We start from the raw sequence: 13,470 nt of genomic DNA on the forward strand, positions 1-13,470 counted from the left end.
ACAAAGCTTTGTTTGCACAATAGTAGGTTGATGCTGGAGGCGTGGGGTAGGAGTTTTTATCAGACAAATGTTTCTAATTTAAATATTTGTCTGAGTTGTTTTAGAAGCTTGTTGTTTATTGTTTTGTTAAATTGATATTTAAACTTTTAACTACTAATTATACAAATAACCAACTAACTAATTGATTAAACCTAACCACTATGAAAAACTACGTTCTAAATGCAGCAATTGTTTTATCATTGTTGCTAATGACAGGATACATCAATGCTCATACGGTCAGTCATGCTACTCGTGCTGATATCGGAGAGGCGGAGGACTTCCCCAAAACGGGTCTAATGTTTTGGGTTTCTGCCGACCATGTAAAGCAGGCAAATGATACCGTGACCATGCTTTGGGATCGCAGCGGAAATAACAACAATGCCTACCACAACAGAGAAAATGGTATGACGATGAGCAATCCGAAAGTGTTGACAGACAAGCTTAGCGGTCAATCCATTTTAAACTTTACTGGAGAAGATTGTTGTTTCAGCTTTGATCAGGTTTCCGACGTTCGCACCGGATTCTGCGTTATCAGCAAAACTCCTGATGCATTTGGAAGCCTGAATGAGAAATGCGTTTTAGGGGGCAAGGATTCGCATGACCTGCATACCGGATGGACAAATGATGTTATTTATAATACCGTTGTAAATTCAGGGCATATGTCGCAATATGCTGCGGATGGAAAGCAGTGGTTAAACACAGTGCCCATAGAGGCAAATATAACTCCATGGCCTAAGCAACTTAGCCTGTTTTCCTTTACAACAGCTGGTCCTGTACGTGTAGATCAGATTGCCCGTGACCGGGATATGGGCGGACGTTCCTGGCAGGGAGAAATTGCAGAGATACTTCTTTTCAATACAGTCCTCTCCGAAAATGACCGCAAATCAGTAGAAAAATATCTTCTTACTAAATACGCTATACAGCCTGAAGTTTATTCAAATGATTCGATTCTTCCTGAGAGGATCAATCCAAAAGATACTGCTGAAATGGTTTTTGTACCAGCGGGTGAATTTATAATGGGCAGCAATGATGAGCCTATAAGAATGAATGAAAAGCCTCGTCGTAATGTTTATTTGGACTCTTACTATATTTATAAGTACGAAGTAACAGTAGCACAGTACCGGAAATTTTGTAAAGAGACCAATAGGGAAATGCCAGTAGAACCTTCCTGGGGTTGGCATGACGATCATCCGATTGTTAATGTAACCTGGGACGATGCAGCTGCATATGCTAGCTGGGCGGGGGCTGCTTTACCCACCGAAGCTCAATGGGAAAAAGCCGCTAGAGGAACCGATGGAAGCACCTACCTGTGGGGTGAATCTTTTACCAAGGAACACTGTCATACAAGCGATGGAAAAACAATCCCGGTAGGTCAATATCCTTCGGGAGTAAGTCCATATGGAGCATTCGATATGGCAGGAAACGTTTGGGAATGGTGTGCCGATTGGTATGATCCGGAATATTATGCCAATGCTCCCGCAGAAAATCCACCTGGGCCGGCTAGCGGCAGTACACGCGTGTTGCGTGGTGGAAGCTGGGGATTCAATGTTTCGGAATACTTTAGGGTAACATACCGAAATCGCTGTAGCACGGGCAATAAATACGGAGACTATGGCTTCCGCTGTGTATTTCCTCTCACGAAGGCAGTACAGAAGCCCCAATCCACTACCGGGGAAAAGCCCCCGATAGATTTATCGGTACTTGATCCGGAACTAAATAACCAGACGATTCCACTCACTTTAAAGACGACTGACTGGCCTCAACTCGACGGGCCTTTGCTTAACTGTATTTCTCCGGAAACAGGTATCAACACTGATTGGACAACTCATAAACCTCCAGTTCTGTGGACATTTAAAATGAATGATGGTGGGTATGCAAGCTCTACCATTGTGAAAGGAGTTGTTTACATTGTCGATCATAAAGGAAGTGATGACATCTTGCGTGCCTTGGATCTTAACACAGGAACTCAGCTTTGGGAGTCTGCTTATGAAGAAGAAACCTCAGCGGGCTATGGATTTACACGAGGTTGTCCGGTATACTCTGAAGGTAAACTTTATACGTATAGTAGCGGAGGAATTGCGACTTGTTTTGACGCATCAGCGGGCAAAATTATTTGGTCGCGAAATCTGCAACAGGAATACGATGGAAAGAAGGCCGATTGGGGGTATAGTGCTTCTCCTTTTGTAGATGGAGAAAAGGTTATTTATCAGCCAGGTGGCACTAACGCGTCGGTTGTTGCTCTTGACAAAAACACTGGCAAAAACCTTTGGCAAAGTGGTAGCGATGCAGCTGGCCATGCAACACCAATCACTGCAATCATTCATGGCGTAAAACAATATGTTATTTTTAATACGTATGGAGCTGTTAGTATTCGTGCTGATGACGGAACTCAACTGTGGCGACACCAGTGGATTACACAACATAACTGCAACGCGCTTGCACCAGTAATTATGGGTAACAAGGTATTCATTGCAAGTGGTTATGGGGTTGGTTGCGCTATGCTGGATATTAATAAAAACTGGAAAGTGACTGAGATATGGAAGAATAAGGAACTTATTGCCCGCACTGCCCGGCCAATCCTTTACAAAGGTTATCTATATGGTACAGATGAAACCGCTCGGCTGGTTTGTCTGAACCCTAAAACAGGGATGATAGTTTGGGCAGAAGATGGTTTTGGTGCACGCCTCAATCATGCATGGAAAGACGGCTTTTCGTGTGGTTCTGGTGCTTTGATTTTGGTGGATGGCACCTTGTTCGTAGTTTCCGAACTCACAAAGAGTATTGTGGCTGTTAAGGCTACACCTGAAGGGTATCAGGAACTCGGACGAATGGAGCTACTCGTAAACGGGATTGACCTTTTCTCTCCCTTAGCATTTTCAAATGGAAAGCTAATCGCCCGGGACAAAAAGAACCTTTATTGTGTTGATTTGAAGTCAAACACGACTTCTGAGAAAACAAAAGAAACAAAGTCAGTCGAGTCATTGGAAAAGACCAACCCAACAAAAGAGACGGCTACAACCACTCCTGCAAACGGAAGTGAAATTGCAGGAAAAAGTGATCGTTTGTCAGCAGGCTCCGGAGGTCAAACTAACTGGCCTCAGTTTCGAGGAGCAGATGGAAGCGGATTCAATCCACAGGCAACTGCACCAATAGAGTGGGATGAGTCAGCGAAAAAAAGTGTACTTTGGAAAGCTCCCATCGGTCTTCCAGGCTTCAATTCCCCTATCGTATGGGGTAATCAGGTTTTTATTGCCAGTGCTACGTCAGAAAAACGTGAGGTATATTCTTATAGCACAACAAATGGAGAGCTTGAGTGGACTTGTCCCATTATGGACGTGGAGACAAACACTAGCCCAACTCAAGATATTTCTGAATTTTCAGGTTATGCGGCACCAACGATGGCTACAGACGGAGAGCGGGTTTACGCGATCTTTTCAAATGGAGATCTTGCTGCGGTAGATTTTAAAGGGAAGCTTGCCTGGCATAAAAATCTAGGTGTACCTGAAAATACTTATGGACATTCTACTTCACTTGCTGTTTGGAAGAACAAGCTTATCATACAGTGGGATAAGGGGAATAAACCAGGAAATTCACGAATGTTGCTGTTAGACGGAATTACGGGCAAAACAGAATGGGAAAAAGCAAGGCCGGTTCCTTGCTCATGGGCTTCTCCGATTGTTGTTGAAAATTCAGGAAAGCCACAGATTATTACAGCAGCATTGCCCTGGCTGACATCGAATGCTGTTGATGATGGTGAGGAACTTTGGAAAGCCAGTGTGTTGGAAGGAGAAATTGCTCCTTCTCCAATTTTGGTAGACAAGCTCGTGTATGTTGCAAGCCCCAACAGCAAACTTGTCGCACTGAAAACTGACGGCAAGGGAGATGTCACAGAAACACATGTTTTATGGGAGTGTGAGGACGAAATTCCTGATGTTACATCACCAACAAGCAATGGTGAGATTGTATTCTATGTAACAAGTTATGGTGTGGGAACCTGTCTCGATGCCAAGTCTGGTATTAAGCTTTGGCAGCACGATTTTGGAGAAGAAATACAGGCTTCGCCAGCCATCGCTGGCAATCTAATCTATGTAGTTTCTACTAGCGGTAATGCGTGGGTATTTGAAGCTGGGCGTGAATATAAAGAACAGGGGAATGGTGTGTTGAATGACAAATTCTATGCTAGTCCGGCATTTTCAAATGGATGTCTTTACCTGCGCGGAAACAAAAACCTGTATTGTATAAAGTGATTAGTTTAGCGGAGAAATAGATGGGGATTCAGCTAATTTACTGCTGGAGGTTTGGTGTAGTGCATATTGATGAATGGTGGGGTAAAACAACTAAATACAAATAATAGTTGCATGAATAACAAACGTATAATTTTTTGTAGCCAATTTAATTATTTGTATCAGCTTAAAAAGCTCAAACATCAATAGGACTAAGTGTTAAAGATGAAGGACGTGTTTTTGACGGAATTTGTACTTTAAATGCCAGCCTCATTTAATACCTTTGGTAATATTTGCAAGAAACATGAATATTCATTGATGGCTTTTCGTATTTATAAAGTCGAAATATAATATGTGGATGAAAGATAGATATCTGTTGTGTCTAAAAATGAATCATAAGTAACTTACCATAAAAAAGCAACCGGGTTTTGTAATGAGTCGATTTAAAATTTACTTATCAGAGGTATTTATAATGATAATTATCGCTTTTTTTAAACAAAGCGTTTACTTTATTTGTATCGACTATTGACTTTTGGTGCAAATTTTTACATTCGAACAGAATTATTGGCATTCAGTTATAGTATAAAATCACAAAAAGATAGTAATTAACTAATTCTAGTAACAACATGAAGAATAAAATCGTTGGAATACTTTTTACAGCTCTGGCAATTCTGAGTTTAAACGCTTGTAAATCTGGTCCTGATTGGAATTTATATGAAAAACCAAAAGTGACACTTCAAATAGAAGCAGAAGGGCATGAAGGAGTGGCGAAATATTTAGAATTAGTGGAAAAACAAGGATATGGTAGTATTGAAGATTGGGTACAATATTGTTGCGTACAAATCGCAAAGGAGCTTTACTATACTCCCGAAGAGGCTAATGAACACGGACTTAAAGAGATTACTTATAAATTGAACGATGGGGGAGCACTTTCTTATAAAGGTGGAGGTGTGCCACACATCGAAATTGGTTTCGATTTAAATTACCTGGTTACTTTCATTAATAAACATGGCATGGATGTCGCTCGTGATGAAATATATGGAGTTTTATGTCACGAAATAACACATGGTTTGCAAAATGAACCCAAAAATGCCGGTGGCTACAATGGAGGTACCGAATGTTATGGTTTTATAGAAGGTACTGCCGATTTGAGTCGTTTAAATACCGGAGGCTTTAATCCCAAGCGTTATCCGAAGCAGGGAGGAACGTTTCTCGATGGCTACAATACAACTGCATTTTTTTATTTGTGGATCTATAAAAACTTGAGTAATAATTTTCTAAAAGATATCAATCGTACTGCCCTCGAATATGAAACCTGGAGTCTTTCGGCTGTTACTGAAGAGTTGTATGGCATGTCTGCTGATGTGCTTTGGAATCTTTATCAGAACGACGTGGCTGCTTATCCCTGGGATGATCCCCAAAAGCTAAAAGCATGGTTTAACCCATCAGACTTCAGTATTTTAGAAAATGAAACCGTTACATTTTCGCCATATATTAAGGATGGAGTTAGTTACAACTGGACTTTTGAGGGAGGAATACCATCAACAAGTACCGAGAAGGCGCCGGTAGTATCTTATGCCAATTCGGGAGATTATACAATATCGCTTATCGTAGAACAAAACGGAAAAAAGGACACATGTTCAATAAAAAAACTTATTAAGGTTATTGATCCATTTGCAACGATGGATATTACGGATTTAGCCTCTAATGTTACTTGTCAATACACCGACTCTCCCTCTGGCGAAGGGGTGAAAAATAGTTTTGATAATAACCCGGGATCAAAATTTCTGACTTTTAATTCCTCCGCCTGGCTACAGTTCCAAATGAAGGATGTATATCAACTCGAAAAATATACGATTACTTCTGCTAATGATGAGCCCATGCGCGACCCTAAAGACTGGGTACTTAAAGGCTCGAATGATGGGGAAGTTTTTACTGATATCGATATACGTGTCAATGAAAATTTTTCAGATCGTGGACAAACATTAGAATTTGTTTTGGATAATTCTCCGGCCTATAAGATTTACCGTTTCGAATTTACACATAAGGGAGTCGATCGCTTTGGTACAACTGTTTTACAATTGGCCGAAATTGAACTCATCGGTAAAAAGCAAGCAGGAAATGAGATGGTTGCTGCTAAACTCTAATCGTATAGCCGGGTTGTAATATAGTCACGCTCTACACAATAGAGCGTGTTTTTTTTTCAGCTGCTAAAAGAATAAGTTGGGTGATTTATCCCGTTACAACTTGCAAGAGGTAGTTGAATTTCTTTTTACTTAATTCTGGTGTGGCACTAATTTTTTAGTAAAAGGAAATTTCTCTACCAATTTCACTTACATCACTCAACACACATACTTTCATTGCAACAATTGGATATATAATTGCCGTAAATACAAGTCGAAATAAGCTGTATATAATTGGAAATTGAAGGAGTTTTGATAGAATAGGAGTATCGTCAGAGATTTACCTAATTTAATAATCAGGAATTAATTTTTTAGCTTTGGCTGTCTTTTTTGATGAAGAGTTATGTACAAACAAACTAGCAGCGGGCATAAGGAACTATTTGAAAAAGTTTATGAAAGCTATTTCAGTTTTTTTTATGAAGTTGCTATTCAGTTTCTTCATCATGAAGACGATGCAAAAGGAACTGTTCAGGAGGCATTCATAAAGCTTTGGGAAAATAAGATTTATACAAAATCGGAACCAGAGGTGAAGAACTATCTTTTTATCGTTGTCCGAAATCAGTGTTTAAATATTCTCAGACAACGAAAAAAGAATTTTCCCCAAACAGATTCGTATGATTTTTTACTGGCTAGCATTAATTACAAGCTAATTAGCGAAACCGGAGAAGACATCTTGCTTTATAGTGAGTTGTTGGAAAAAGTGCAACTTGCAATTGCAAATCTGACACCTCAAAGCAGGGAGGTTTTTAAGCTAAGCCGGTTCGAGGAATTATCCAATAAAGAGATTGCCGAAAAACTTTCAATTACAGTAAAAGCGGTCGAAGCAAACATGACAAGAGCTTTAAAAAGTCTTCGGGAAGAGCTGATGCCTTATTTGAAGGGAACAAATAGTCGTTCTCAAAACCAGAAGATTAAGACCATTTTGCTTTCTTTTTTATAAAAAATCATTTTTTGATGTAGGGTTGTATTCATGTTTGGTGTTTTTATGACACAAATGATTTATTAATGGCAAGCATGAATTTGATTGATGACGTACTTCTGAAATATTTGCAACGAAAGGCGAGTCCCGGGGATTTGGAAGAATTGGAAAAGTGGAGGAGTCAGAATGCAGAAAATAAAAGAACATTAACAGATTACTTCCAGATCTGGATGTTAAGTTCTTTATATAAGAAAAAGAAGCCTCAGGTTAGTTTTCAGGAAACATGGGAAATTATCAACAAAAGAAGTAGTCTTACTCCTATTGTTAGACTTAATTATAAGAGGGTGTTGCAATATGCAGCCATTGTTATTTTGGTTCTTAATATTGGTTGGTGGAGTTCAAATTATTTCTATTCTACAGAAGATCATTTACAACAGATCCACATTTCAGCTGACCAGGCATCAAATAGTATCGTTACACTTCCTGATCAAACGGTTGTTTATTTAAGAAAAGGTTCAAGCATGAACTATGATTCTAAATTCTTATCAGGCAATCGGAATGTTGAGTTAGTTGGGGAGGGATATTTTGAAGTCACTAAAGATGCCAAACATCCATTTATTGTGCATACTGAAAATTCAGAGATCAAAGTTTTAGGAACGAAATTTAATGTTTTAGCTGAGTCTGGTTCATCTATTTGTCAAACTACATTAATTGAAGGTAAGGTGCAATTTGAAACCAGTTCGGGCAAAAAATACCTTTTAAAACCAAATCAACAAATTGAATTTAACGCAAGTGCAAATTCTATTCAAATGCGGGATGTAGAGACGGAATTATTTACTGCGTGGAAAGATGGCAAAGTTGTATTCAGAAATGAAACACTTGGTGCAATTACTAAAAAGCTTGAGAAGATGTATTCGGTTCAATTTGTATTTAAAACCCCCGAGTTAGCTACTGATCATAGCTTTACTGGAAGTTTTCACAAAGAAACTTCTATTGGGGAAGTCATTAAAATGTTGAAAATATCCATACCTATGGAAGTTGAGAGAGAAGAAAATTTCCCGGAAAAAGACATTATTTATTTGAAATAAAAAAACGGACAATACTACGAATATTGCCCGTCAATTAAAAGGGACTACGAATCCCTAATAGTTAATTTAACACTACAAATTTATGAAAAAAAAATCTGTATTCAACGGGTTTCTAGCTCGTTATTATTTGAAAAAACTATGTCTTATGATGCGATTAATGACATTTATTGTACTAGTTTCTGTATTTGTAGCTAATGCAAATACTGCGAGTTCCCAGGTTGGGAAGCTTAATTTATCCTTTCAAAAAGCTAGTCTTACCGAGGTATTTGAACGGCTGGAGCAAGAGTTAAACATTGGTTTTTTGCTTCCGGCCGAAATTGTGAATGATACAAGAGAGATAAACCTAAGCTTTAAAGATGCAAATGTTGAGACCATACTAAAACAGGTTTTAGACGTTGAAAATTATCGATATGAATTTGTTGGAAAGAATGTTGTAATTACAAAGAAACAATCTGTTCAACAATCAAAAGACGTAACTGGTAAGATAACAGACAACTCTGGTTTTCCTCTTCCTGGTGTTACAGTCGTGGTTAAAGGAACGACTCAGGGGACAATTACAGACGTAGATGGAAATTACTCGCTTTCGAACGTGAATAGTGGTGATGCTTTGGTATTCTCATTCGTGGGTATGAAATCTCAAGAGATTTTGGTTGCAGGAAAAGCAACTATTGATGTAATTATGGAAGAAGATGCAATTGGGATTGAAGAAGTAGTTGCGATTGGATACGGTACTATGAGAAAGACAGAACTGACCAGTGCTGTCTCAAATGTGAGCTCAGAAGACTTTGTCCAGGGTGCAATCAGAGATGCAGGACAACTAATTCAGGGAAAAGTTGCAGGTCTAAGCATCAGTCAAACGAATTCAAATCCTGTCGGAGAATCTCAAATATCCCTTAGGGGAATCACAACTTTAAAATCAGGAACAAGCCCACTTGTAATTATTGACGGAGTCCCAGGTTCGCTAACAATGGTGGCTCCCCAAGATATTGAATCAATTGATGTATTGAAAGATGGTTCAGCTGCTGCAATTTACGGTACACGAGGAACTAATGGTGTTATTTTAATAACCACAAAGGGAGTTACTGGGGAGATTAAGAATACTATCGAGATTGATTCATATATAAGCACCCAAGTGATCACCAAAAAACTTGATTTTATGAATGCAAATCAATACAGGGAATTGGTGAATCAAGGAAAACCAGGAGCAATAGACTACGGAGGCAATACAAATTGGCTGGACGAGATTCTTCAAACTCCAATCTCCCACGAAAGTAATTTAAATCTAAAAGGTGGAAATATTTCAACCAATTATATTGCAAATTTAAATTACAAAGAGCTGGAAGGAATTCTTAAGAAATCAGATAATCAAAGTCTTACTACTCGTATCGAAGTTAATCATACGATGTATGAAGGAAAATTAAAGATAAATGCAAACCTTTTAGGAAAACAATCGACTTATTTTTCAGGTGCAGATGGTAACAGTTTTCGCAATGATGTATATCGGAATGCATTGATATACAATCCGACAGATCCAATAAAAGACGAGAATGAAGTATGGACTGAACATATCTCAATGAATAATTATCGAAATCCTCTGGCTCTTATCGAAGAAACAGATGGAGAAATCAAAGAAGATAATATCAGGACTTTTGGAACAATTATGTTTACACCGACCAATAGCCTTATTGCTAAATTGCTATTATCTCGTAATAAATGGAATAGTACGAGAGGTTATTCTGAAACAAAAAAGCATATCTCGACAATCCAAAACAACAGAAATGGATTTGCATCTAGAGGAAGCTCGCATGAAATAGATGATTTGGCAGAGTTCACTTTGCAATATGATAGAACATACAAGGATCATAATTTTAAGTTTCTTGGTGGTTACAGTTGGCAAAATACTGTTTGGGAAAACTATTTCATGAATAATTGGGACTTCCCAAGTGACGAGTACAGCTATAATAATATGGAGGCCGGTCAAGCTCTATCTAGGGGGGAAGCAAACATGGGGAGTTATAAAAGTGAGACAAGATTAATTGGCTATTTCTTTCGAATTAATTATAACTATAAAAATAGATACCTATTGATGGCCAGTATAAGACATGAAGGTTCTTCAAAATTTGGTGCCGACCATAAATGGGGTAATTTTCCTGCAATTTCCGCTGGGTGGAATGTTAGGGAAGAATCCTTTCTTGATGGTGCTACATGGATGAGCAATTTAAAGATAAGGGCTGGGTTCGGTGTTACTGGGACAATACCGGGATCACCTTATATGTCATTAAGTCGCTTGAAATTTAGCCCAAATGCTTTTGCTGGGGGGCAGTGGATTCCGACTGTGATGCCATCTACCAACCCAAATCCTGATTTGAGATGGGAAAAGAAAGAAGAAATTAACATTGGCCTCGACTTTGGATTATTTGATGATAAAATAACAGGCTCAATAGATGCCTATAAAAGAACAACTAAGGATATGCTTTGGGATTATAATGTATCCAAACCTCCTTACTTATACAGCACTATTGTTGCAAATGCAGGAACTATGGAAAATATGGGACTTGAAGTTCACTTATCTTTTGTTCCGATAGAAACCAATCAGGTCATGTGGACGAGTACCATTAATTATTCAACAAATAAAAATACATTAAAGTCTCTATCGAATGATCAATTTACAGTACAAAGCGGCTATTTTTTTACTGGAAACACGGGTGAACCAATTCAGCAAAGTACTCATAGAGTAGCAGAAGGAGAGCCAATAGGTAATTTCTATGGTTACAAAACGATTGATATCGATGATGAGGGCAGGTGGATTATAGAAGGAGAAGACGGTAATCCAAAATCAATTTTAGATCAAAAAGCGACTGATAAAAAGGTGATTGGAAATGGAATCCCAAAGCATATTATTAGTTGGGACAATATGGTAAAATATAAAAATTTTGATATGAGTCTTACTATGAGAGGTGCGTTCGGGTATGATATTTTTAATTTTCCTCGATTATTCTATGCTATGCCAGTAAGCCTTACAAGAGGTAATGTCTTTTCAACAACCTTTGATAATGTTTATGACAAAAGACCTATTGGTGATTCTCAAAGTCTGGACTATGTTAGTTATTTCATAGAAAAAGGAGATTTTTTAAAAATCGACAACCTTACGGTTGGATACAATAAGTCCATACACTCCGAGATTATTAAACATTTACGGGTCTATTTTTCATGTAATAATCTTGCAACCTTTACCAACTACAGCGGAATTGATCCAGAGGTAAATACTTTGGGACTTTCTCCTGGTATTGATGGAAGAGATCGATATCCTTCTGCCAGGACGTATTCGTTGGGTGTTAAAATGAGATTTTAATCTAAAAAAAAGAAAGATGAGAACTATTTCAAGAATAATAATTGCATCTGTAATGATTATTTTTACAAATTCATGTGAAAATAGTCTAGATGAAAATGTATATTCCGCAATAACTGAAACTAGCTATAATTATACAGAAGATGAGGCACTGAGTGTTGTGGCTAATTCATATACCAGTTTAAGAGACTATTTTACTGCTCCTCAGCTCAATTATTGGTGTATTCAAGAAGCTGTTTCAGATGAGATTGTGATGCCTGCCAATGCTTCTGGATGGGATAATGGGGGTGAATTTAAAAGGCTCCATTGGCATTCATTTATTTCGGATCAACGACAAACAAATAATCTTTGGAATTCATCTTATACAGGTGCTCTTAGCTGTAATCGAATTATTGAGCAACTCGAAAATGATGTTATCCCTCTGCCAGCAGAAATGAGTAAAACAGCACTCATTTCAGAAGTTCGAGCAATTAGGGCCTTATATTACTGGATATTAACGGACAATTGGGGGGATGTTCCACTAGTAGTAGAGGAAACACAAGAGTTACCAGAAAAAACTTCAAGAGAAGATATTTATCAATTTTTGATTACGGAATTAACTGAAGCAATACCAAATCTTGATGAACAGAACAATGCATCTACCTATGGAAGGATGAATAAATGGGCTGCTAAAACTTTACTTGCAAACATATATCTGAATGCCGAAGTGTATAGTGGGAGTCCAGAGTGGGAAAAGTGTATACAGGCATGCGACGATATTATTAACTCTAATAAATATTTTCTTGAAGAAAATTACAAAGACATTTTTAAAGTTGAGAATCAAAGTTCAACAGAAATAATTTTTGCAATTCCCTTTGATGTAATTTATTCGGGGGGGTGGAGGTTGCCTCAAATATCTCTGCATGCTGCAAGTAAGTTGACCTTTAACATGGAGCAAGCTCCATTCGGTGCAGGTACAGCAAAAGCAATCCCTCAGTTTGTAGATACTTATGATATTGACGATCAGAGACTTTATGATACATGGCTGATAGGCCCTCAATTTGCGTCTGATGGTGTTACTCCAATTATTGGTGCATACGATAGACAAGGAGAACAGATTAATTTTACAAAAGAAATACCCAACGGGGAATATACGGGAGAGGATGAAGGGTACAGGATTCAGAAATATGAAATCCCGGAAGGCTATAAAGGTTTAGAAAATGATTTTCCTTTTTTTCGTTATGCACAGGTGCTGATGATGAAAGCTGAATGTTTGCTTCGAACTGGACAGGGCAATGCTGCAGCTGCCATCGTAACCCAGATAAGACAACGTGCATTTAAAGATAATCCTGAAAAAGCTACAGTAACTGCTAATCAGTTATTGGCAGATACGAAATACAACTGGGGCTATGTGGAAAATTATCAAATTATTGACCCGGGAAATTCATCTCCAATTGAATTTGGAGGGTTCTATGACGAATTGGGTTATGAGTTCGTTTCGGAAACCTATCGAAGGAGAGATATGATTCGTTTTGGCACATATACAAAAAAATCATGGTTGTCACACCAACCAAGTGGTGATTATAAAATAGTATTGCCACTTCCGCAAATTAGTATTGATGCAAATCCTAACTTAATACAGAATTCGGATTATCAATAGTGTTAAATCATATTTATTAAAAATGCCATA

The 13,470-nt window shown here is 38.2% G+C and carries 6 protein-coding genes; all 6 read left to right on the plus strand.

All coding sequences use genetic code 11. The features are described from left to right. Positions 1–200 precede the first annotated feature (200 nt). The 6 genes from ACUNWD_RS01195 to ACUNWD_RS01220 all read left to right on the plus strand — a co-directional run bounded on the left by ACUNWD_RS01195 (position 201) and on the right by ACUNWD_RS01220 (position 13,440). Positions 201–4,286, plus strand: coding sequence for an outer membrane protein assembly factor BamB family protein (locus tag ACUNWD_RS01195; protein ID WP_445585932.1), 4,086 nt, complete (start codon positions 201–203; stop codon positions 4,284–4,286). Between the two features lie 602 nt (positions 4,287–4,888). Further along, the gene (locus tag ACUNWD_RS01200) at positions 4,889–6,409 is read left to right on the plus strand and encodes a basic secretory protein-like protein (RefSeq protein ID WP_445585933.1); all 1,521 of its coding nucleotides are present in this window, start codon (positions 4,889–4,891) and stop codon (positions 6,407–6,409) included. A gap of 379 nt (positions 6,410–6,788) precedes the next feature. Further along, positions 6,789–7,385, plus strand: a complete 597-nt coding sequence (locus ACUNWD_RS01205; RefSeq protein WP_445585934.1) for an RNA polymerase sigma-70 factor — start codon at positions 6,789–6,791, stop codon at positions 7,383–7,385. Between the two features lie 65 nt (positions 7,386–7,450). Then, on the plus strand, positions 7,451–8,452 hold the full coding sequence (locus ACUNWD_RS01210) for a FecR family protein (RefSeq protein ID WP_445585935.1): 1,002 nt from the start codon (positions 7,451–7,453) through the stop codon (positions 8,450–8,452). 145 nt (positions 8,453–8,597) lie between these two features. Then, a complete protein-coding gene (locus ACUNWD_RS01215) occupies positions 8,598–11,804 on the plus strand; it encodes a SusC/RagA family TonB-linked outer membrane protein (protein ID WP_445585936.1) in 3,207 nt (1,068 codons plus the stop codon). A 16-nt stretch (positions 11,805–11,820) separates the two neighbouring features. Then, positions 11,821–13,440 (plus strand): RagB/SusD family nutrient uptake outer membrane protein, encoded by a 1,620-nt coding sequence (locus tag ACUNWD_RS01220; RefSeq protein WP_445585937.1) that lies wholly within the window; start codon positions 11,821–11,823, stop codon positions 13,438–13,440. The last annotated feature ends 30 nt before the right edge of the window (positions 13,441–13,470 follow it).

It is taken from the genome of Sunxiuqinia sp. A32 (genome assembly GCF_052690465.1).

Bases quoted from the DNA above. Each gene is read 5' to 3' on its own strand.
- ACUNWD_RS01220 (WP_445585937.1), top strand. From the start codon at position 11,821: ATGAGAACTATTTCAAGAATAATAATTGCATCTGTAATGATTATTTTT.
- ACUNWD_RS01200 (WP_445585933.1), top strand. From the start codon at position 4,889: ATGAAGAATAAAATCGTTGGAATACTTTTTACAGCTCTGGCAATTCTG.
- ACUNWD_RS01215 (WP_445585936.1), top strand. From the start codon at position 8,598: ATGATGCGATTAATGACATTTATTGTACTAGTTTCTGTATTTGTAGCT.
- ACUNWD_RS01210 (WP_445585935.1), top strand. From the start codon at position 7,451: ATGGCAAGCATGAATTTGATTGATGACGTACTTCTGAAATATTTGCAA.
- ACUNWD_RS01205 (WP_445585934.1), top strand. From the start codon at position 6,789: ATGTACAAACAAACTAGCAGCGGGCATAAGGAACTATTTGAAAAAGTT.
- ACUNWD_RS01195 (WP_445585932.1), top strand. From the start codon at position 201: ATGAAAAACTACGTTCTAAATGCAGCAATTGTTTTATCATTGTTGCTA.